The 19,480-nt window shown below is 72.2% G+C and carries 19 protein-coding genes; 7 read left to right on the forward strand and 12 right to left on the reverse strand.

Annotation, left to right across the window (positions count from 1 at the left end; genetic code table 11):
- The first annotated feature begins 28 nt into the window (after positions 1–28).
- Positions 29–436 carry a CoA-binding protein gene (locus ABEB06_RS15300; protein WP_345697413.1) on the forward strand — a complete coding sequence of 136 codons (408 nt, stop codon included), beginning with the start codon at positions 29–31 and terminating at the stop codon, positions 434–436.
- Between the two features lie 52 nt (positions 437–488).
- Here the strand turns inward: ABEB06_RS15300 and ABEB06_RS15305 are convergent, their stop codons facing one another.
- The 4 genes from ABEB06_RS15305 to ABEB06_RS15320 are packed head-to-tail and all read right to left on the reverse strand — an operon-like array spanning position 489 to position 4,134.
- On the reverse strand, positions 489–1,313 hold the full coding sequence (locus ABEB06_RS15305) for a MerR family transcriptional regulator (protein WP_345697414.1): 825 nt from the start codon (positions 1,311–1,313) through the stop codon (positions 489–491).
- A gap of 25 nt (positions 1,314–1,338) precedes the next feature.
- Positions 1,339–2,481, reverse strand: a complete 1,143-nt coding sequence (locus tag ABEB06_RS15310) for a dipeptidase (RefSeq protein ID WP_345697415.1) — start codon at positions 2,479–2,481, stop codon at positions 1,339–1,341.
- A 13-nt stretch (positions 2,482–2,494) separates the two neighbouring features.
- A complete protein-coding gene (gene purE, locus ABEB06_RS15315; RefSeq protein WP_345697416.1) occupies positions 2,495–3,019 on the reverse strand; it encodes a 5-(carboxyamino)imidazole ribonucleotide mutase in 525 nt (174 codons plus the stop codon).
- On the reverse strand, positions 3,016–4,134 hold the full coding sequence (locus ABEB06_RS15320; protein ID WP_345701860.1) for a 5-(carboxyamino)imidazole ribonucleotide synthase: 1,119 nt from the start codon (positions 4,132–4,134) through the stop codon (positions 3,016–3,018). Before ABEB06_RS15320 ends, purE begins: the two co-directional genes overlap by 4 nt.
- 152 nt (positions 4,135–4,286) lie before the next feature.
- Between ABEB06_RS15320 and ABEB06_RS15325 the strand changes: the two genes are divergently transcribed.
- Positions 4,287–4,832 carry a GtrA family protein gene (locus ABEB06_RS15325; protein WP_345697417.1) on the forward strand — a complete coding sequence of 182 codons (546 nt, stop codon included), beginning with the start codon at positions 4,287–4,289 and terminating at the stop codon, positions 4,830–4,832.
- A 22-nt stretch (positions 4,833–4,854) separates the two neighbouring features.
- Here ABEB06_RS15325 and ABEB06_RS15330 read toward each other — a convergent pair whose 3' ends face one another.
- Positions 4,855–6,099, reverse strand: coding sequence for an ATP-binding protein (locus ABEB06_RS15330; RefSeq protein WP_345697418.1), 1,245 nt, complete (start codon positions 6,097–6,099; stop codon positions 4,855–4,857).
- 12 nt (positions 6,100–6,111) lie between these two features.
- The gene (locus ABEB06_RS15335; protein WP_345697419.1) at positions 6,112–6,786 is read right to left on the reverse strand and encodes a response regulator transcription factor; all 675 of its coding nucleotides are present in this window, start codon (positions 6,784–6,786) and stop codon (positions 6,112–6,114) included.
- Between the two features lie 375 nt (positions 6,787–7,161).
- Here ABEB06_RS15335 and ABEB06_RS15340 point away from each other — a divergent pair, with 375 nt between their 5' ends.
- Positions 7,162–8,673 carry a peptide MFS transporter gene (locus tag ABEB06_RS15340; protein ID WP_345697420.1) on the forward strand — a complete coding sequence of 504 codons (1,512 nt, stop codon included), beginning with the start codon at positions 7,162–7,164 and terminating at the stop codon, positions 8,671–8,673.
- 65 nt (positions 8,674–8,738) lie between these two features.
- On the opposite strand, the gene hutI is transcribed toward ABEB06_RS15340, so the two are convergent.
- The 4 genes from hutI to hutU form a co-directional block, all read right to left on the reverse strand.
- Positions 8,739–9,908, reverse strand: coding sequence for an imidazolonepropionase (gene hutI / locus ABEB06_RS15345; protein WP_345701861.1), 1,170 nt, complete (start codon positions 9,906–9,908; stop codon positions 8,739–8,741).
- Between the two features lie 101 nt (positions 9,909–10,009).
- A complete protein-coding gene (locus tag ABEB06_RS15350; RefSeq protein ID WP_345697421.1) occupies positions 10,010–11,362 on the reverse strand; it encodes a formimidoylglutamate deiminase in 1,353 nt (450 codons plus the stop codon).
- Complete coding sequence (locus tag ABEB06_RS15355; RefSeq protein WP_345701862.1) at positions 11,347–12,537, reverse strand: allantoate amidohydrolase; 1,191 nt, start codon at positions 12,535–12,537, stop codon at positions 11,347–11,349. Before ABEB06_RS15355 ends, ABEB06_RS15350 begins: the two co-directional genes overlap by 16 nt.
- Before the next feature lie 17 nt (positions 12,538–12,554).
- On the reverse strand, positions 12,555–14,210 hold the full coding sequence (hutU, locus tag ABEB06_RS15360) for a urocanate hydratase (RefSeq protein ID WP_345701863.1): 1,656 nt from the start codon (positions 14,208–14,210) through the stop codon (positions 12,555–12,557).
- A gap of 349 nt (positions 14,211–14,559) precedes the next feature.
- On the opposite strand from hutU, the gene ABEB06_RS15365 reads away from it, so the two are divergent.
- The 3 genes from ABEB06_RS15365 to ABEB06_RS15375 are packed head-to-tail and all read left to right on the forward strand — an operon-like array spanning position 14,560 to position 17,496.
- The gene (locus ABEB06_RS15365; RefSeq protein WP_345697422.1) at positions 14,560–15,228 is read left to right on the forward strand and encodes a hypothetical protein; all 669 of its coding nucleotides are present in this window, start codon (positions 14,560–14,562) and stop codon (positions 15,226–15,228) included.
- Positions 15,229–15,262: 34 nt separating this feature from the next.
- Positions 15,263–16,882 (forward strand): N-6 DNA methylase, encoded by a 1,620-nt coding sequence (locus ABEB06_RS15370; protein WP_345697423.1) that lies wholly within the window; start codon positions 15,263–15,265, stop codon positions 16,880–16,882.
- A complete protein-coding gene (locus ABEB06_RS15375; protein ID WP_345697424.1) occupies positions 16,879–17,496 on the forward strand; it encodes a restriction endonuclease subunit S in 618 nt (205 codons plus the stop codon). Before ABEB06_RS15370 ends, ABEB06_RS15375 begins: the two co-directional genes overlap by 4 nt.
- Before the next feature lie 13 nt (positions 17,497–17,509).
- Here ABEB06_RS15375 and ABEB06_RS15380 read toward each other — a convergent pair whose 3' ends face one another.
- The gene (locus ABEB06_RS15380; protein WP_345697425.1) at positions 17,510–17,833 is read right to left on the reverse strand and encodes a hypothetical protein; all 324 of its coding nucleotides are present in this window, start codon (positions 17,831–17,833) and stop codon (positions 17,510–17,512) included.
- Between the two features lie 183 nt (positions 17,834–18,016).
- Between ABEB06_RS15380 and ABEB06_RS15385 the strand changes: the two genes are divergently transcribed.
- Entirely contained in the window at positions 18,017–18,496 is a 480-nt protein-coding gene (locus tag ABEB06_RS15385) for an SRPBCC family protein (protein WP_345697426.1), read from the forward strand.
- Positions 18,497–18,518: 22 nt separating this feature from the next.
- Here ABEB06_RS15385 and ABEB06_RS15390 read toward each other — a convergent pair whose 3' ends face one another.
- Positions 18,519–19,388: a MurR/RpiR family transcriptional regulator gene (locus ABEB06_RS15390; protein ID WP_345697427.1), complete on the reverse strand. Its 870-nt coding sequence runs from the start codon at positions 19,386–19,388 to the stop codon at positions 18,519–18,521.
- Positions 19,389–19,480 lie beyond the last annotated feature (92 nt).

Here is a 19,480-nt window from a genome sequence, read left to right on the forward strand (position 1 = left end):
CCCAGGCCGGGCGACGGTTGCCACCGGTATGAGCTACGGCGACGAAGCGACGGTCCGGCGGATCCTCCAGGAGACGGGCGACACCTGGGCGGTGGTCGGCCTGTCCACCAACACCCGGCGCGCGGCGTACGGCGTCGCCCGGGTCCTGCAGCGCGCGGGCAAGCGGGTGGTGCCCGTCCACCCGCGCGCCGAGACGGTGCTCGGCGAGCAGGGGTACGCCACGCTCGCCGACATCCCGTTCCCGGTCGACGTGGTCGACGTCTTCGTCAACTCCCACCTGGCCGGCGAGATCGCCGACCAGGCCGTCGAGGCCGGCGCCAAGGCCGTCTGGTTCCAGCTGGACGTCATCGACGAGGCCGCGTACGAGCGCACCACCGCCGCCGGCCTCGACATGGTGATGGACAAGTGCCCGGCGATCGAACTCCCGTTGCTGTAAGGACGTTCGCCGGACGGACGGGAGCGGCGGCCGCCACCCCGGCGAGCCGGCGTCAGACGACGGGGACGGCGATGTCGCAGGCCTCGTCGGCCGGGCCGATCAGCGACCAGTCGGCGAAGTAGACCTCCCGCGGGGCGTCGCCGGCGGTCAGGCCCCCGGCGCCGAGCCAGCGGAACACCGCGTCGTAGGCGGACAGGATCTGCGGGTACTCCACCTGCGACTTCACCAGCCGGGTGTACGCCTCGCGGTGGGCCGGCTCGGTGCGGTGCGGGGCCGTCAGGCCGGCCGCGCGGGCCGGGTCGATCGGGACGCACATCTCCACCGGGCCGTCGCCATCCTCGTTGACCTCGCCGTGGTAGACCACGAACGGCGCGCCGGCCACGCCGCCGTACTCGGCCGCGAGGCCGATCAGCCGGTCGCAGGACCGCGGGATCCACACCGGCAGCTCCTCCGGCCGGATGTGCCGCTGCTCGGTCAGCACCAGCTGCTCCGGCACCTCGCGCTGCTTGATCTCGTACATGTCCGTCATCCCTTCGCCACCCGACAGTTGGACGCGGAGGTGGTCCGCCAGCGAGCGCTGGCCGGCGACCCGCCGTTCGACGCCCTCCCAGTACCGGGCCACCGCCTCCGCCGCCTCGGGGCCCGGCAGGGCGAGCACCTCGGCGATGGTGGCGAGCGGCATGTCCAGCCCGCGCAGCAGCACGATCAGCCGGGCCTCGTCCAGCCGGCCCTCCCGGTAGTACCGGTAGCCGGTGGCCGGGTCCACCCGGTCGGGCCGCAGCACGCCCTGGCGGTCGTACAGCCGCAGCGCCTTCTGCGACAGCCGTGCCCGCCGGGCGAACGCCCCGATGCTGAGCAGTTCCTCCACGGCGTCCACCCTCCGGTCTCCCCCAGGGTCAAGGTCAAACGGACCGGGCCGCGTCCTCCGCGTCGCGCAGGACGCGCACCGCGTTGTGCCAGGTGAGCTTCCCCAGGTCCGCCTCGGACCAGCCCCGGTCCAGCAGTTCGGCGATCAGGTTGGGGTAGCCCGCGACGTCGTCGAGGCCGGCGGAGGTGAAGGCGGTGCCGTCGAAGTCGCCGCCGATGCCGAGGTGGTCGACGCCGGCGACCTCGCGCATGTGGTCGAGGTGGTCGGCGACGGTCGCGGCGGTGGGGACCGGGCGCGGATGGGCGGCCTCGAAGGCGCGCTGGACGGCCATCGCCTCCGGGGTGGTCTCCAGCGGGTGGAGGCCGTTGGCGCGCATGTTCTCGTCGGCGGCGAGGGTCCACTCGATCGCGGCGGGCAGCACGAACTTGGGCACGAAGGTCACCATCGCCACCCCGCCGTTGCCGGGCAGCTGCGCCAGCACGTCGTCGGGGATGTTGCGCGGGTGGTCGCAGACCGCGCGGGAGGAGGAGTGCGAGAAGATCACCGGCGCCCGGGTGACCCGGAGCGCGTCGCGCATCGTGTCGGCGGAGACGTGCGAGAGGTCGACCAGCATGCCGATCCGGTTCATCTCCCGCACCACGTCCTCGCCGAAGGCCGAGAGGCCGCCGTGGACGGGCGTGTCGGTGGCGGAGTCGGCCCACGGCACGTTGGAGTTGTGGGTGAGCGTCAGGTACCGGACGCCGAGCGTGTGCAGCGCGCGCAGGGTGGCCAGCGAGGAGTTGATGGAGTGTCCGCCCTCGGCGCCCATCAGCGAGGCGATCCGACCCTCGGCGCGGGCGGCCTCCAGCTCGTCGGCGGTGCGGGCGAGCCGCAGCCGGTCGGCGTGCCGCTCGGTCATCGCGTGGACGAAGTCGATCTGCTCCAGGGTGGCGCTGACCGCGTCGTCCCCGGCGAGTTCGGCCGGGACGTAGACCGACCAGAACTGCGCACCGACGCCGCCCGCCCGCAGGCGGTCGAGGTCGGTGTGCAGCCGGTGGCTCTGGTCGGCCGCCAGGTCGACGGCGTCCAGGTCGTAGCCGGCCTGGGCGCGCATCGCCCAGGGGAGGTCGTTGTGGCCGTCCACCACGGGGGTGGTGCGGAGGACGGCCCGGGCACGGTCGAGCAGTTCGGGGTTCATGGCCCCCGTTCTACTACTTGCCGAAGCCGAACGAGTCGTTGCCCGCCACCTTGGCGCGCAGCTTGCGGCCCTTCTCGGTGGCCTGGGTGTTCAGGTCGGCCTGGAAGTCGACCATCTTCTCGGCGAGCTCGGTGTCGAACGCGGCGAGCATCCGGACGGCGAGCAGGCCCGCGTTGCGGGCGCCGGCGACGGAGACGGTGGCGACCGGGACGCCGGCGGGCATCTGGACGATCGACATCAGGCTGTCCATGCCGTCCAGGTAGCGCAGCGGCACCGGGACGCCGATCACCGGCAGCGGGGTCACCGAGGCGAGCATGCCGGGCAGGTGGGCGGCGCCGCCCGCACCGGCGATGATCGCCTTCAGGCCGCGGCCGTGCGCGCGCTCGCCGTAGGCCACCATCTCGCGCGGCATCCGGTGGGCGGAGACCACGTCCACCTCGTACGGGATCTCGAACTCGTCGAGGGCCTGGGCGGCGGCCTCCATCACGGGCCAGTCGGAGTCCGAGCCCATCACGATGCCGACAAGGGGGGAGGTCATTCGGTGATCGTTCCTCGCAGGTAGGCGGCCGCGTGGCGGGCGCGCTCGCGGACGTCGTCGAGGTCGTCCCCGAAGACGTTGACGTGACCGACCTTGCGGCCGGGCTTCACGTCCTTCCCGTACATGTGGATCCGCAGACCGGGGTCGCGGGCCATGCAGTGCAGGAAGGCGCGGTACATGTCGGGGTAGTCGCCGCCGAGCACGTTGACCATCACGGTCCACTTGGCGCGCGGGCGCGGGTCGCCCAGCGGCAGGTCGAGGACGGCGCGCAGGTGGTTCTCGAACTGCGAGGTGACCGAGCCGTCCTGGGTCCAGTGGCCGGAGTTGTGCGGGCGCATGGCGAGCTCGTTGACCAGGATCCGGCCGTCCCGGGTCTGGAACAGCTCGACCGCGAGGTGGCCGGTGATGTCGAGCTCGCCGGCGATCCGCAGGGCGAGCTGCTGGGCCTCGTCGGACAGCGCCGGGTCCAGGTCGGGGGCGGGCGCGGTGACCTCGGCACAGACGCCGTTCTCCTGGACGCTCTCCACCACCGGGTACGCCACGGCCTGGCCGCTGGGCGACCGGACCACGTTGGCGGCCAGCTCGCGGACGAAGTCGACCTTCTCCTCGGCGAGCACCGGGACGCCGGCCAGGAACGGGGCCTGGGCCTCGGTCTCGTCGTCGACCACCCAGACGCCCTTGCCGTCGTAGCCGCCGCGGACGGTCTTCAGGACCACCGGGTAGCCGGAGCCCTCGTTCGCGAAGGCGGTGACGTCGGCCGGGTCGGCGACGATCCGGTGCCGGGGGCAGGGGACGCCGATGGAGTCCAGCTTGGCCCGCATCACCCCCTTGTCCTGGGCGTTGACCAGCGCGTCCGGGCCGGGCCGGACGGCGATGCCCTCCGCCTGCAGGGCGCGCAGGTGCTCGGTCGGCACGTGCTCGTGGTCGAAGGTGATCACGTCACAGCCGGCAGCGAAGCGGCGCAGGGTGTCGAGGTCGCGGTAGTCGCCCAGAACCACGTCGGAGACGACCTGGGAGGCGGAGTCCTGCGGGGTGTCCGCGAGGAGCTTGAACCGGATGCCCAGCGGGATGCCCGCCTGGTGCGCCATGCGGGCGAGCTGCCCGCCGCCGATCATGCCGACCACTGGAAAGGTTGTGTTGCCCGGGTGTGTCACGCAGCCCAGGATATCCGGGCCGGTAGGAGCGACCCCATCCACGCGGGTAGCCTGGTTGGCCGCACCCGAAAATTCCGCTCTTCCGATCTTTCGCCGACACGGAGACCGCCGCGATGACGACCAGCACCGAGCCGCGCCCCTCCCTCACCGAGCGGCTGCGCGGCATGTCCCCGGAGATGCTCGGCTTCGCCGTGATCGGCCTCTCCGGCGTCGTGGTCAACTTCGCCATCTTCTGGGTCTGCGTGAACGGCCTGGGCCTGGCGTCGCTGCGCTCCAACGTCGTGGCGACCGTGATCGCGATCGCCACCAACTACCTCGGCTACCGGTACTGGCTCTACCGGGACCGGGACGCCGCCTCCCGCAAGCGGGAGATCACGCTCTTCCTGCTGTTCAGCGGCATCGGGATGCTGATCGAGACCGGCGTGCTCGGCCTCTCCCGGTACGGGCTCGGCCTGGACGGGCACTACGAGCAGCTGGGCGCCAAGGTGGTCGGACTCGGGGTGGCCACCGTGTTCCGGTTCGTCTCGTACCGCACCTGGGTGTTCAAGGCGATGCCCGAACTGGCCGAGCCCGAGGTCGTCGCCGGGCCCGAGCCCGAGGTCGTCGCCGAGGCCGAGCTGCTGCTGGCCGCCGAGGAGCCCACGGCCTACGTGAAGTAGCCTCCTGCGACCGGTCAGCCGGTCAGTCGGTCGAGCGGCTCTGGGACAGGAACAGGGCGAAGACCGGCGGGTGCAGGGCGAGCAGCTCCAGGCGCCCGCCGTCGGCCTCGGCGAGGTCGCGGGCGACGGCGAGGCCGATGCCGGTGGAGTTGCGGCCGCTGACCGCGCGTTCGAAGACCCGGTTGCCGAGCTCGGCGGGGACGCCGAGCCCCTCGTCCTGGACCTCGGTGACCACCGAGGTGCCGGAGCGGCGGACCCGGACGGTGATGGTGCCGGCGCCGTGCATCAGGGAGTTCTCGATCAGCGTGGCGAGCACCTGGGCGACCGTGCCGGGGGTGCCGATCACCCGGGTGCCGCGGAGACCGTCGAGGTCGAGCCGCCGGCCGCCCTCGCGCAGCGTGGGGCCCCACTCCTCGACCTGCTGGCGGAGCACGTCGTCGAGCGGGAACGAGACGGCGGTCGGGTTGTTGGGGTCGCGCTGGTTGGTGAGCAGCCGCTGGACCACGTCGGTGAGCCGCTCGACCTGCTGGAGGCCGATGGTGGCCTCCTCGCGGACGGTGGCCGGGTCCTCGGCGAGCGCGGTGATCTCCTCCAGCCGCATGGAGAGCGCGGTGAGCGGGGTGCGCAGCTGGTGCGAGGCGTCGGCGGCGAGCCGGCGTTCGGCGGTGAGCATCCGGGCGATCCGTTCGGCGCTGGTGTCCAGCACCTCGGCGATCCGGTCGAGTTCGGGGACGCCGTAGCGGCGGCCCTGCGGGCGGGGGTCGCCGGAGCCGAGGCGTTCGGCGGTCTCGGCGAGTTCGGTGAGCGGCCGGGCGAGCCGCTTGGACTGCCACACGGCGAGCGCGACGGCGGCCTGGACGGCGAGCAGGGCGACCACGCCGAGCAGCAGCAGCATGTTGCCGATCTCGTGGTCGACGTCCTCGCGGGACTGGCTGACCGTGACCGTCTCGCCGCTGGCACCCTCCTCGGTGGCGGTGATCGCGGGCCCGTCGACCGGGCGGCCGGCCGCGATCAGCGGCTGCCCGGGGATGTCGACGGTGACGAAGGATCCGGTGGTGACCTGGGTGGCGAACTTCTCGCCGGTGACCGGCTCGCCCGCGGCGAGCCGGCTCTCCACCAGGCCGAGCACCCGGACCGCCTCGGCGTCGACCCGGTTGTTGGCGGCGTTGACGATGGACTGCTTCTCGACCAGTGCCAGCGGTACGCAGAACACCGTGACCACCACCAGGACCACGCCCAGCAGTGAGTTGATCATCCTGCGCTTCACGCCGGTGCTGCCCTAGTTCTTCTCGAAGCGGAAGCCGACGCCCCGCACGGTGGCGATGTAGCGCGGGTTGGCCGCGTCGTCGCCGAGCTTCTTGCGCAGCCAGGAGATGTGCATGTCCAGGGTCTTGGTGGAGGTCCACCAGGTGGTGTCCCAGACCTGGCGCATGATCTCCTCGCGGGTGACCACCCGGCCGGCGTCCCGGACCAGGACGCGCAGCAGCTCGAACTCCTTGGCGGAGAGCGTGAGCTCCTCGTCGCCGAGCCAGGCGCGGTGCGACTCGATGTCGATCTTCACGCCGTGCGCGCCGGTGGTCAGCTGGTCGACGTTGCCGCGGCGGAGCAGCGCCCGGACCCGGGCGAGCAGCTCGGCCAGCCGGAACGGCTTGGTGACGTAGTCGTCGGCGCCGGCGTCCAGGCCGACCACGGTGTCCACCTCGTCGGCGCGGGCGGTGAGCACCAGCACCGGGAAGCTCTTGCCGTCGGCGCGCAGGCGGCGGCAGACCTCCAGGCCGTCCATCTCGGGCAGGCCGAGGTCGAGGACGATCAGGTCGACGTCCTCGCCGAGGCCGGCGCTCAGCGCGGCCGGGCCGTCCTCGCGGACCAGCACCTCGTAGCCCTCGCGGCGCAGGGCGCGGGCCAGCGGTTCGGAGATTGCCGGGTCGTCCTCGGCCAGCAGCACACAGGTCATGGGCCGATGGTAGACCGCGCCCCCGGCACCGATCAGGGAGCGGAGGGCGCCTTGACCTTCCCATGACCCGCGGGCACCGGCGCGGGCCGGCGGGCTGTGAAGTAGTTCACAGAGCGTGATCGTTACCGCTTGGTTGTCATGGACCCGGATAACCGGCACCCAGTGGCCGTCCAGCGAAAATGCTAGCGTTGAGCCTTGGGTTCGAAGGAGATTTTCTGCCGGGGCCATCGAAAGGCCGACTCGGGCTTGCCTTCCCTTTACCACAATGGGTGCATTTGTCATCCCATGTCATGCAATGGCGACACGTACAGTGGCTGGGTCCACGTCCGCCCCACCCCCCTCGGCGGACGAAGTCAGGCAAGGAACCCCTCACACATGGCGACTACCACCCTGGACGCCGGCGTACAGCCGTCGGCGTCTCCGAGCGGCAAGACCTTCTTCGGGCACCCCCGAGGACTCGCCACGCTCTTCATGGCGGAAACCTTCGAACGGTTCAGCTACTACGGCATGCGGGCCCTGCTCGTGCTGTACATGGTCGCCAAGACCGGCGACGGCGGGCTGGAGATCCAGGCCGCCACCGCGGCCGCGGTCTACAGCGTGTACACGGCCATGGTCTACCTGCTGGCCCTGCCCGGCGGCTGGATCGCCGACCGGTTCCTCGGTGCGCGCAAGACCGTCGCGCTCGGCGGCGCGATCATCATGATCGGCCACTTCCTGCTGGCCGTGCCGGTGGAGGTCTCCTTCTTCGTCGGCCTGGCGTTCATCGCCCTCGGCTCGGGCCTGCTGAAGGCCAACATCTCCACGATGGTCGGCCACCTCTACGACGGCCCGAACGACCCCCGCCGCGACGGTGGCTTCACCATCTTCTACATGGGCATCAACCTCGGTGCCTTCCTCGCGCCGCTGGTCATCGGCACCGTCGGCCAGCAGGTCAACTGGCACCTGGGCTTCGCCCTCGCCGGCGTGGGCATGGCGCTCGGCCTCGGCCAGTTCCTGCTCGGCACCCGCCACCTGAGCCCCAAGAGCAACGTGGTGAACTCGCCGATCGGCCCGGCCGAGAAGAGCGCGATCTTCCGCAAGGCCGGCCTGTGGCTGGCGGCGGCCGCCGTCTTCTACGGCGTCGTCGCGCTGACCGGCCACTTCACCATCAACTGGGCGATCTGGCCGCTCTCCATCGCGGGCATCGCGATCCCCGTGGTGGTCTTCGCCCGGATGAAGCGCGACCGCGACCTCACCCCGGACGAGAAGTCGAAGATCGGCGGCTACGTCTGGTTCTTCGTCGCCGCCGCCGTGTTCTGGATGATCTACGACCAGTCCGGCTCGACGCTGAGCCTGTTCGCCGACGACAACACCGCGTCCACGCTGTTCGGCTTCCACTTCCCGTCCAGCTGGTTCCAGTCGCTGAACCCGCTGTACATCATGGCGCTGGCCCCGGTCGTCGCCTGGCTGTGGGTCTGGCTCGCCCAGCGCGGCAAGAACCCCAGCACCACCGCGAAGTTCGCCTTCGGCCTGCTGATGATCGGCGCGTCCTTCCTGGTCATGATGCTGGCCATGGCCGCCGCCTCCGGCGGTGCCAAGGTCACCCCGCTGTGGCTGGCGCTGGTCTACCTGATCCAGACCGTCGGCGAGCTGACCCTCTCCCCGGTCGGCCTCTCCGTCACCACCAAGCTGGCGCCCGCCAAGTACGCCAGCCAGATGATGGGTGTCTGGTTCCTCGCCGTCACCGCCGGCGACTGCGTCGCCGCCATCTTCCAGCTCGTCCTCGGTGACGACGTGGTCGGCTCGACCTGGTACTTCGCCGTCCAGGGCCTGATGGCCATCGCCGCGGGCATCGGCCTGTACGCCTACCGCAAGAAGGTCGTCGCGCTCATGGGCGACGTGCACTGACGCACCGCCGACACGTCGAAGGCCCGGACCCCGCCGAGGGGTCCGGGCCTTCGACGTACCGGGCGTCAGAGCGCGCGGACGCCCGCCCGCCAGACGGCGGCGGTCAGCGGGACGCCCGGGCGGTACGCCAGGTGGACGTGGGACGGCGCGTCGAGGAGCAGCAGGTCGGCGCGGCCGCCCGGGGTGACCCGGCCGACGTCGGTGCGGCGCAGCGCGCGGGCACCGCCCTCGGTGGCGGCGTGCACCGCCTCGTCCGGGGTCATCGCCATCTCGCGGACCGCCACCGCGACGCAGAACGCCATCGAGGTGGTGAAGCTCGATCCCGGGTTGCAGTCCGTGGACAGCGCGACGGTCGCGCCCGCGTCCAGCAGGCGACGGGCGTTCGGGTACGCGGCGCGGGTGGAGAACTCGGCGCCCGGCAGCAGGGTCGCCACCGTCCCGCTGCCGGCCAGCGCCGCCACGTCCTCGTCGGTCAGGTGGGTGCAGTGGTCGGCGGACGCCGCGCCCAGCTCGACCGCGAGCTGCACGCCCGGGCCGTACGAGAGCTGGTTCGCGTGGACGCGCGGGGTCAGCCCGCGCTTCGCCCCGGCGGTCAGGACCGCCCGGGCCTGGTCGCCGTCGAACGCGCCGCGCTCGCAGAACACGTCCACCCAGCGGGCGTGCGGGGCGCACGCGTCCAGCATCTCGCCGGTCACCAGGTCCACGTAGCCGGCCGGGTCGTCCGCGAACTCGGGGGCGACCACGTGCGCACCCAGGTAGGTGGTCTCCGGCGTGTGCGCGGCCGCGATCCGCAGGGCGCGCGCCTCGTCGGCGACGGTCAGGCCGTAGCCGGACTTGCACTCCACCGTGGTGGTGCCCTGGCGCAGTGCCTCGGCGAGGAAGCGGGTGACGTTCGCGTCCAGCTCGGCGTCGGTGGCGGCGCGGGTCGCGGCGACGGTGGTGCGGATGCCTCCGGCGGTGTACGCCTGGCCGGACATCCGGGCGTTGAACTCGGCGGTGCGGTCACCGGCGAAGACCAGGTGCGCGTGCGAGTCGACGAAGCCGGGCAGCAGCGCCCGGCCCGCGGCGTCGTACCGCTCGTCGGCGGCCGGGGCGGCCGCCGCGGGGCCGACCCACGCGATCCGCTCCCCGTCGACGACCACGGCGGCATCGGCCAGCAGCCCGAGCGGGCCCTCGCCGAGCGCGGGGTCGTTGGTGACCAGGCTGCCGATGTTGGTGATGAGCAGGCTCAACAGGGAGACCTCTCGCGATAGGGGTTGCGAAAACAGGGGCGCGTGGGGGTGCCTCCACGCCTTCGGCCGGGAGGTACCCCCACGCGCCCCTGGCGGGGCGTTGGCTACTGCAGGGCGGCGATCGCCGCGGCAAGCGCCTGCGGGACGTCGGGGACGAGCTGGTGGGTGCCGTCCTTGACGATGTGGCGGCCGCCGACGACCACGTGGCGGACGTCGGCCGCGGAGGCGGCGTAGACGGCGATCTCGGCGCCGAGCGCGGGCCGCGGCCCTGCGGTGCGGACGGTGTCGAGCGCGACCACGCAGAAGTCGGCGAGCGCCCCGGCCTCGATCCGGCCGGCCTCGGACCAGCCGAGCGAGGCGTGGCCGTCCTCGGTGGAGGCGCGGAGCAGGGCGTTGGCGGTCCAGTGCCCGCGGGTGCGGGTGCGCAGCCGCTCGTCCAGTTCGAGGGCGCGTGCCTCCTCGAACGGGTCGATGACGGCGTGGCTGTCGCTGCCCAGGGTGATCGGGCAGCCCGCGGAGGCGAGCCGCCGCGCGGGGCCGATGCCGTCGGCGAGGTCCCGTTCGGTGGTGGGGCACATGCAGACGATCGTCGAGGTGTCGGACAGCAGGTGGACGTCCTCGTCGGTCAGGTGGGTGGCGTGCACCACGGACGTCCGCGGGCCGAGGACGCCGTGGTCGCCGAGCAGTCGGGTCGGGGTGACGCCGTGCGCGGCGAGGCAGGCGTCGTTCTCGGCGGTCTGCTCGGAGAGGTGGACGTGCAGCGGGGCCTTGCGCATGACGGCCCAGTGCGCGACGGTGCCGAGCTGCTCGGCGGGGACGGCGCGCACGGAGTGGACGGCGGCGCCGATCCGGGCGTGCTCGGCGGGCTTGAGGTCGGAGATCCGCTCGGCCCAGGCGTCGGCGTCGCCGTCGGTGAAGCGCAGCTGCGGCCGGGTGGGCTCGGCGCCGAAGCCGGAGGAGAGGTAGCAGGTGTCGAGCAGGGTGATCCGGATGCCGGCCCGCTGGGCGGCCTCGACCAGGGCCTCGCCCATCGCGTTGGGGTTGTCGTAGCGAACGCCGCCGGGCGCGTGGTGGAGGTAGTGGAACTCGCCGACGGCGGTGATGCCGGCCAGCGCCATCTCGGCGTAGACCGCGGTGGCGAGGTCCAGGTAGCTGTCCGGGTCGAGCGCGCCGGCGAAGCGGTACATGGTGTCCCGCCAGGTCCAGAAGGTGCCGGAGCCGACCTGGACGTTGCCGCGCAGGGCGCGGTGGAAGGCGTGCGAGTGGGCGTTGGCGTGGCCGGGCAGCAGCAGCCCCGCCAGCCGGACGGCGTCCGGCGGGCAGGGGCCGCTGTCGGGGGTGACCCTGGCGATCCGCCCGCCGGGGCCGACGGCGATCAGCACGTCCTGCTCGACCACCGGGCCGTTGGCGTGCGGCAGCCAGGCGTGTTCCGCCCAGTACGTCACGACGGCTGACATGCGAGGTCCTCCAGTACGTCGGCGAGGGCGGCGACGCCGGCCAGGCAGTCGGCGAGCTCGGCGCGCTCGGCCGGCGAGTGCGAGACGCCGCTCGGGTTACGTACGAACAGCATGGCGGTCGGGATCGCGGATGCCAGGATTCCGGCGTCGTGTCCCGCGCCGGTCGGCAGGACGGGGACGCCTCCCAGCCGGGCGGCGAGCCGGTCGCGCAGCGGTCCGTCGAAGTCGACCACCGGGGTGTACGACTCGCGGGTCAGTTCCACCTTGACCCCGTCGCGCTCGCCGCGCTCGTGGGCGGCGAGCCGGATCTCCTCGACCAGGGCGGTCAGGGTCGCCTCGTCGGCGGCCCGGGAGTCCAGCCAGCCGCGGACCAGCGAGGCGATCGCGTTGGTGCCGTTCGGCTCGACGGCGACCTTGCCGAAGGTGGCCAGCGCGCCCGCCAGCTTCGCCTTCTTCCGCGCGGAGAGCACGGTGTTGGCGTAGGTCAGCATCGGGTCGCGGCGGTCCTCGATCCGGGTGGTGCCGGCGTGGTTGGCCTCGCCGTGGAAGTCGAACCGCCAGCGGCCGTGCGGCCAGATCGCGGACGCCACGCCGACCGGCTGGTCCTCGCCCAGGTACCGGCCCTGTTCGACGTGCAGCTCGACGAAGGCGCCGATCCGGGCCAGCCGGTCGGCGTCCGCGCCGATCGCGGTCGGGTCCTGGCCGGCCCGCTCCATCGCGTCGGGCAGCCGGACGCCGTCGGCGTCGCGCAGGGCGTACGCCTGCTCCTGGGAGAGCACGCCCGCGGTCAGCCGGGAGCCGATGCAGGCGACGCCGAACCGGGCGCCCTCCTCGTCGCCGAAGTTGACGATCGCCAGCGGCTTGCTGAACTCGGCCTCCCGGGAACGGAGTTCGTCCAGGGCGGCGAAGGAGGAGACCACGCCGAGCGGGCCGTCGAAGGCGCCGCCGTCCGGCACGGAGTCCAGGTGGGAGCCGGTGACCACGGCGCCCGCGCCGTGCGGGTCGCCGAGCCAGGCCCACTGGTTGCCGTTGCGGTCCAGCTCGTACGCCAGGCCGCGGTCGCGGGCCTGCTGCTCGAACCAGGCGCGGCACTCGGCGTCGGCGGAGTTCCACGCGAAGCGGCGGTAGCCGCCGGACGAGGCGGAGCGGCCCACGGGGAGCAGCTCCGCCCACATCGCCTCGAAGGAGTGACTCACAGCTCGCCCATGGGGACGCGCACGCCGCGCTCGCCGGCCACCTCGACCGCGCGGTCGTAACCGGCGTCGACGTGGCGGATGACGCCCATGCCCGGGTCGTTGGTGAGCACCCGGCGGATCTTCTCGCCGGCCAGCGCGGTGCCGTCGGCGACCGTCACCTGGCCGGCGTGGATCGAGCGGCCGATGCCGACGCCGCCGCCGTGGTGGATGGAGACCCAGGACGCGCCGGAGGCGACGTTGACCATGGCGTTGAGCAGCGGCCAGTCGGCGATCGCGTCGGAGCCGTCCAGCATCGCCTCGGTCTCGCGGTACGGGGAGGCGACCGAGCCGCAGTCCAGGTGGTCGCGGCCGATCACGATCGGCGCGGACAGCTCGCCGCTCGCCACCATGTCGTTGAAGCGCTCGCCGGCCTTGTCGCGCTCGCCGTAGCCGAGCCAGCAGATGCGCGCCGGGAGGCCCTGGAAGTGCACCTTCTCCTGGGCCATCTTGATCCAGCGGTGCAGCGACTCGTTCTCCGGGAAGAGGTCGAGCACAGCCTTGTCGGTCTTGTGGATGTCCTGCGCGTCACCGGACAGCGCGGCCCAGCGGAACGGGCCCTTGCCCTCGCAGAACAGTGGGCGGATGTACGCCGGGACGAAGCCCGGGAAGGCGAACGCCCGGTCGTAGCCGGCCAGCTGGGCCTCGCCGCGGATCGAGTTGCCGTAGTCGAAGACCTCGGCGCCGCGGTCCTGGAAGCCGACCATCGCCTCGACGTGCTTGGCCATCGACTCGCGGGAGCGCTGGGTGAACTCGGCGGGCTTCTCGGCGGCGTACGTCGCCATGTCCTCGAAGGCCACGCCGATCGGCAGGTACGACAGCGGGTCGTGCGCGCTGGTCTGGTCGGTGACGATGTCGATCGGCGCGTCCATCGCCAGCAGCTGCGGGAACAGCTCGGCGGCGTTGCCCAGCAGGCCGATGGAGAGCGGCTGCCGCTTGTCGCGGGCCTCGGTGGCCAGCTGCAGCGCGTGGTCGAGGTTCTTGGCCTCGACGTCCAGGTAGCGGTGCTCGATCCGGCGGGCGATCCGGGACGGGTCGCAGTCGATGCAGATCGCCACGCCGCCGTTCATGGTGACGGCCAGCGGCTGGGCGCCGCCCATGCCGCCGAGGCCGGCGGTCAGGGTGATGGTGCCCTCGAGGGTGTTGCCGAACTTCTTCGCCGCGACGGCGCCGAAGGTCTCGTACGTGCCCTGCAGGATGCCCTGGGTGCCGATGTAGATCCACGAACCGGCGGTCATCTGGCCGTACATGGTGAGGCCCAGCGACTCCAGCCGGCGGAACTCCTCCCAGTTCGCCCAGTCGCCGACCAGGTTGGAGTTGGCGATCAGCACGCGCGGCGCCCACTCGTGGGTCTGCATCACACCGACCGGGCGGCCGGACTGGACCAGCATGGTCTCGTCCTGCTTCAGGTTCTGCAGGGTGCGCACCATGGCGTCGTACGAGCGCCAGTCGCGCGCCGCCTTGCCGGTGCCGCCGTAGACCACCAGCTTGGAGGGGTGCTCGGCCACCTCGGGGTCGAGGTTGTTCATCAGCATCCGCAGGGCGGCCTCCTGCTGCCAGCCCTGCGCCGACAGCTTCGACCCACGCGCCGCCCGCACCTCGCGCGCTCCGCTCACCTGCTCTGCCATGGCCCAGCCTCCTTGCGGATGAAATTCATTCACTGACTACGAGACTGAATATATCCAAACACTCCCGCCCTGACCAGATCCCCCACCGTGCCCTTTCGATCCGCACAGGGGTTAACAGATCAGTGCGCAGTCCAATGCGCTTGCGTGGGAGAGATGCGCTGCCGTACTGTCCCTGAGAGCTGAAATACCGTCAGCAGAGTCCCGATCGGACTCCCACTCGGCGCTGCCAAAAAGCAGTGCCCCGGGCGGCGTGCTCAGCAGAGGCGGACCCGGGGCTTACGAGCCCAGGCTAACACCCACCACCCGGATGACAAGGGACCGAGAAGGGAGCCAGACCGTGACCGACAAGCTGCCGACGTGGATGCGAGCGGCGTTGTCCGAGCCGCGCCTGGCGGCCTACCTGGCGGCAACCGGTGGAGATCCCGGGGCCGCCCGCCTTCTCTACTGGTGGAACGCCGAAGTCTCGGGCGCCTTCCTCGGCCCCCTGCACAGCCTCGAACTCACGCTCCGGAACGCCCTGCACGACGAACTCGCCAAAGTCCACGGCCGCGCCGACTGGTGGGCACAAGCGCCGCTCAACGCCCACGGTCGGCGGCTCGTCGACGAGGCCCGGCGCAAGCGAAGCCGCCGGAGTCGCCGGACTGTCACTGCCGACGACCTCGTGGCCGAGCTCTCCTTCGGGTTCTGGGTGTCGCTGCTCAGCTCCGGAGACTCGTACGACCGGCGGTTCTGGGTTCCCGCTCTCCACCGGGCGTTCCCCCACTACTCGGGTCGTCGCGACCGACTGCATCGGAGCTTCGAGTCGATGCTCCTGTTCCGGAACAAGATCAGCCACCACGAGCCCATCCACCACCGCCCCCTGGAAGCCGACCACGCGAAGATCTACGAACTGCTTGAATACCTCAGTCCCGCCATGGCGTCCGAGACCCGTGCACTGGACCGCGTACCCACCGTCCTGCAGAGCCGTGAGGACACCTGCAGCGGCCGTCGTCCCCCACAGTTCTGATCACCCACCGCCCGAGCGCCCGGGGAGCCGAAGGATGAACGAGTCGGTCGAGTCCGACGGCCTGCTGTCCCGCTCCGAGATCTCCGAGCGAACGGGGGTCGCGCGCCCCGCGGTGACCAACTGGGAGCGGCGATATGCCGACTACCCCTCGGCCGTACGGGTGGGCGACGACGAGCTGTTCGACGCTCGGGAGGTGGCCGAGTGGCTCTCGACCCGGGTGATCCCCCGGAACAATCTCCGCCCGGGCGAACCTCACGGCACCACCTACGGCGATCGTTTCGTCTCGGCTGCGGCCCCCGGGCCGGAAGCCCCGGGAGCCGACGCGGCGCACGTCCGGCAGGTGACCGTCGGGCTCCTCGACGTCCTGCGGCGTTCTCCGGGCGGCCCCGGCGACAGCAGCAGCGTCCTGCTGATCCAACACCTGCTGCACATCCGCGGCCGTCGTCCCGAGAGCTGGGAGAGGATCAGGCACGAGGCTCCGCCCCGCCTCACCGACGAGGTCCGGCGCGGAGTCGAGTACAGCGAGGTGCCGTTCGCCCGCGGGTCCGAGCTGCTTCGGGACGTTCCCGACCGCGTGCTGCAGGAGGCCGTCCACCTCATCGGCACACTGCCGTCCGGGCCGTCGGTCGCACTGGCCTTCGACACCTTCCTGGCCGAGGTCGCCCGATGGCAGGGCAGGCGCGGGCACGACGTGTTCACCCCCGGCCCCGTCCGCGAGGTCATGCTCGCGATCCTCGACCAAGGTCCGTCCCCGTCGAGCATCCACGACCCGTTCTGTCGCGCAGGTGAGCTGCTGGTGGAGGCAGTTCGTCGCTGGTCCCCTACGCGGAGAAGCATCCGTACCTCCGGTTCCACGACGCTCAGCTCGCACGCGGAGATCGCCGCGCTCAACCTGGCGGTGCACTCCGTGGAGAGCACGCTCGCCGTCGAGCCGGATCTGCCCGCGAGCCGGATCGACGCAGGGGCCACGGCTCGCTACGACATCGTCCTCAGCAACCCTCCGTTCAGCCTCAAGGCGCCTTCCGGCAGTCCGTTCCGAGAGAGGAGCTGGCCCTTCGGTCCGCCCCCCGAGGGCAACGCCGACCTGGGATGGATCCAACACGCCGTCGTTTCGCTCGCTCGTGACGGCCGAGGCGCCGTGGTAATGCCCCACGGTGCTTCGTTCCGCTCCGGCAGGGAGCAGGCGATCCGGGCGAGGCTCGTCGAGGCGGGAGTCGTCGAGTGTCTGGTCTCGCTCCGCGCCGGGCTCTTCACCTCGACCGGCATTCCCGTGATGCTGTGGTTCCTGCGTGGCCCCGGTAGCGGCCGGATGCGCGACGTGCTGATGATCGATGCGGCGCGGCTGGGCGGAACGGACGCCACGGGTCGGGCGACGCTCAGCGCGAACGACGTCTCGACGATCGCCGCCGAGTACCGTGCCTGGCGGAGCGGTGACGCGCTGTCGTCCATCAGCGCCGCCGTGGCGCCCGACGTCCTCCGCGCGGCCGACTACAACCTCACCCCCGCGCGGTACGTTCGAGCGCAGGACGACGCAGAGCAGGAACAGGGCGGCCGCACCGTTGCCGACCTCCGCGCCGAGCTGGATCTCCTCGCCCTCCGAGCCGCGCGGGCCGACGCCGCCCTGGCACGAGCACTGGAGGAACGTATCCGATGAGCGTGGAGACCTCGGTCGCTCCGTCCTGGATCCGCCTGGCCGACTGCGGCACGATCCGGACCGGCCCCTCGGGCCAGCTGGTGGGCTCGGCCGAACGCACGGACAGTGGGATTCCAGTGCTGCGACCGCAGAACATCGGCATCGACCACCGGGTCGTCGAGGAGCCCCTGGTCCACGTCTCACCGGCCACCGCGGACCGGCTGGGCCCTTACCGCCTCCAGCCGGGTGACATCCTCTGCACCCGGACGGGGCGCCTGGGCCGACCGGCACTCGTGACGGAGCGCCAGAGCGGATGGATCTTCAGCGGCAACCTCTTCCGGATCCGACCGGATGTCGAAGGCGTGGACACCGAGTACCTCCTCCAGTTTCTGGCAAGTCCGTCGGCGGAGCGATGGATGCAGACGCGAGCGCGGCAGGGCACCGGCATTCCGAGCATCACTCTCGGAGACCTCTCCGATCTCCCGGTACCCCTGCTGCCGGTGGCGGCACAGCGGCGAATCGTCAGCGTCCTGAACGCTGTCGACGAGAAGATCTCGACCCACCAGCAGATCGTCCGCACATCCGAGCAGTTGCGTGAGGTCCTGAGCCGGGAGCTCTTCGACGATCAGGACTGACCCCTGTCGCCGGTCAGGCGGCGGCGTCGCCGTCCCAGTCGATGCCGATCTCGGCGAGCCAGCGGCGGTCGTCGGCGTCGGGTTCGGGGACCGGCTCGCCGGCCCGGGACGGGGCGCGCGGCGGGCGCGGGATCTCCTGGATCGGCCCGACGCCGTAGCGTTCGGCGGCCTCGGCGGCGGCGTCGGGTTCGAGGACCCCGATGTGCACGGCCTCCTCGTCGCCCGGGTCGAGGACGGTCAGGTCGGCGTGCGGCGGCCGGAACAGGGCGATCCGGCGGCCGCACTCCGGGCAGGACCACTCGTCGGCTCCCGAGCCGAGCTTCCCGGTCAGCCTCATCTGGTGGATCGGACGCATCGCGGACCCCCGTTCCGCCCCCGGCCGGGCGGTGCCCCGACAGCGGCCGAAGTCATGTCAATCCCCTGCGGAAATTCCCCTGTTGATGGCATGCCCGCTCGCGGGCCCGGTCCAACGTGGCGGTACGGTCATTTGCCGATGCCGTCGTCGCGGGAGGGGACCGCCGTGGAGCGCGAGTGGGTTGTCGAGGAGAGCGTCGTGGTCGGGGTGGCGCCGGAGGCGGCGTACGGGGTGGTGGCGCAGGTGCGGCGGACCGGCGAGTGGAGTCCCGAGTGCCGGGCGGTGTGGGCGCGCCGAGGGGCGCTGGTGGCGGGCGAGCGGTTCGTCGGCTGGAACCGCAAGGGCCTGCTGCTGTGGTTCACCACCTGCCGGGTGACGGTGGCCGAGCCGGGCCGCGAGTTCGCCTTCCGGGTGGGCGCGCTCGGGCTGCCGATCGCACTGTGGGGCTACCGCTTCGAGCCGGCGGCGGACGGCGGGACGGTGCTCACCGAGTACTGGCAGGACCTGCGGACCGGCCGGAGCCGCCGTCCGGCGGAGTTGCTGGGGCTGGTCTTCAGCGGCACCCGCGCCGAGGACCGGGCCGGGGTGAACCGGGCCGGCATGCGGACCACCCTGGAGCGGATGAAGGCCGCGCTGGAGCGGTAGCCGCCGGTCGGGCCGGCGGCGGCTACTCCAGGAACAGGCCGCGGGCGGCCGCGGACTGCTCGATGGCCTCCAGCCGGGCCTCGGCGCCGGGGAGTTCGTCGCACATGGTCTGCAGCAGCACCCGGCCGAGCATCATCGGCGCGCAGGCCGTGTCGAAGACCAGCCCGGTGCCGACGGCGGCGGGCAGCATCAGGTCGGAGAGCTTGGCGACCGGCGCGAAGACGGAGTCGGCGACGGTGAGCACGGTCAGCCCGCACTCGCGGGCGACGACGAGCGCCTCCATCAGCTCGCGCGGGTAGCGCGGCAGGGCGAAGCAGAGCAGAGCGGTGGCGCCGGCGGCGGCGGCCTGTTCGAGGCGGTCGGCGAGCATCGAGCCGCCCTCGTCGAGCAGCCGGATGTCGGGGTGGACCTTGGCGGCGAAGTACGCGAAGCCGCGGGCCTGGGCGGAGGCGGCGCGCAGGCCGAGCACGGGCAGCGGCCGGGAGGCGGCGAGCAGCCGGGCGGCGCGGACGATCGGCTCGGGGTCGGCGAGCAGTTCGGCGAGGTGGCGCAGGTGCTCGATCTCGGCGAGGACGGCCTGCTGGTGCTCGTTGCGGACGGCGTCGGCGGGCGACTCGGGGGCCTGCGGTTCGCCGGCGCCGAGTTCGCGCAGCTGCTTGCGCAGCGCCGGGTAGCCGTCGTAGCCGAGCGCGACGGCGAAGCGGGTGACCGAGGGCTGGCTGACGCCGGCGAGTTCGGCGACCTCGACGGAGGAGAGGAACGGGGCCTCGGTGGCGTGCCGGACCAGCGAGTGGGCGATCCGCCGCTGGGTGGGGGTCAGCCGGTGACCCTCGAAGAGCTGCAGCAGGCGCGCGGACGGCCCTGCGGCTCCGGTCTCGTCCAGGGCGGTCATCGGCGGTTCCTCCACGCTGCTGTCGGGCGGCCGTCGGTGGCTGCGGCGGCTGGGACGACTGTGGCGCATGCCCGGCGGACGGGCAATGCCGT

The sequence above is a fragment of the Kitasatospora terrestris genome (assembly GCF_039542905.1).
GTDB classification, from domain to species: Bacteria; Actinomycetota; Actinomycetes; order Streptomycetales; family Streptomycetaceae; genus Kitasatospora; species Kitasatospora terrestris.

Coding starts and splice junctions, on each gene's coding strand:
- ABEB06_RS15335 (WP_345697419.1), bottom strand. CDS start 6,786: ATGACCTGTGTGCTGCTGGCCGAGGACGACCCGGCAATCTCCGAACCG.
- ABEB06_RS15375 (WP_345697424.1), top strand. CDS start 16,879: ATGAGCGTGGAGACCTCGGTCGCTCCGTCCTGGATCCGCCTGGCCGAC.
- ABEB06_RS15380 (WP_345697425.1), bottom strand. CDS start 17,833: ATGAGGCTGACCGGGAAGCTCGGCTCGGGAGCCGACGAGTGGTCCTGC.
- purE (WP_345697416.1), bottom strand. CDS start 3,019: ATGACCTCCCCCCTTGTCGGCATCGTGATGGGCTCGGACTCCGACTGG.
- ABEB06_RS15390 (WP_345697427.1), bottom strand. CDS start 19,388: ATGACCGCCCTGGACGAGACCGGAGCCGCAGGGCCGTCCGCGCGCCTG.
- ABEB06_RS15350 (WP_345697421.1), bottom strand. CDS start 11,362: ATGTCAGCCGTCGTGACGTACTGGGCGGAACACGCCTGGCTGCCGCAC.
- ABEB06_RS15320 (WP_345701860.1), bottom strand. CDS start 4,134: ATGATCGGCGGCGGGCAGCTCGCCCGCATGGCGCACCAGGCGGGCATC.
- ABEB06_RS15300 (WP_345697413.1), top strand. CDS start 29: ATGAGCTACGGCGACGAAGCGACGGTCCGGCGGATCCTCCAGGAGACG.
- ABEB06_RS15340 (WP_345697420.1), top strand. CDS start 7,162: ATGGCGACTACCACCCTGGACGCCGGCGTACAGCCGTCGGCGTCTCCG.
- ABEB06_RS15310 (WP_345697415.1), bottom strand. CDS start 2,481: ATGAACCCCGAACTGCTCGACCGTGCCCGGGCCGTCCTCCGCACCACC.
- ABEB06_RS15325 (WP_345697417.1), top strand. CDS start 4,287: ATGACGACCAGCACCGAGCCGCGCCCCTCCCTCACCGAGCGGCTGCGC.
- ABEB06_RS15355 (WP_345701862.1), bottom strand. CDS start 12,537: ATGTGGGCGGAGCTGCTCCCCGTGGGCCGCTCCGCCTCGTCCGGCGGC.
- ABEB06_RS15370 (WP_345697423.1), top strand. CDS start 15,263: ATGAACGAGTCGGTCGAGTCCGACGGCCTGCTGTCCCGCTCCGAGATC.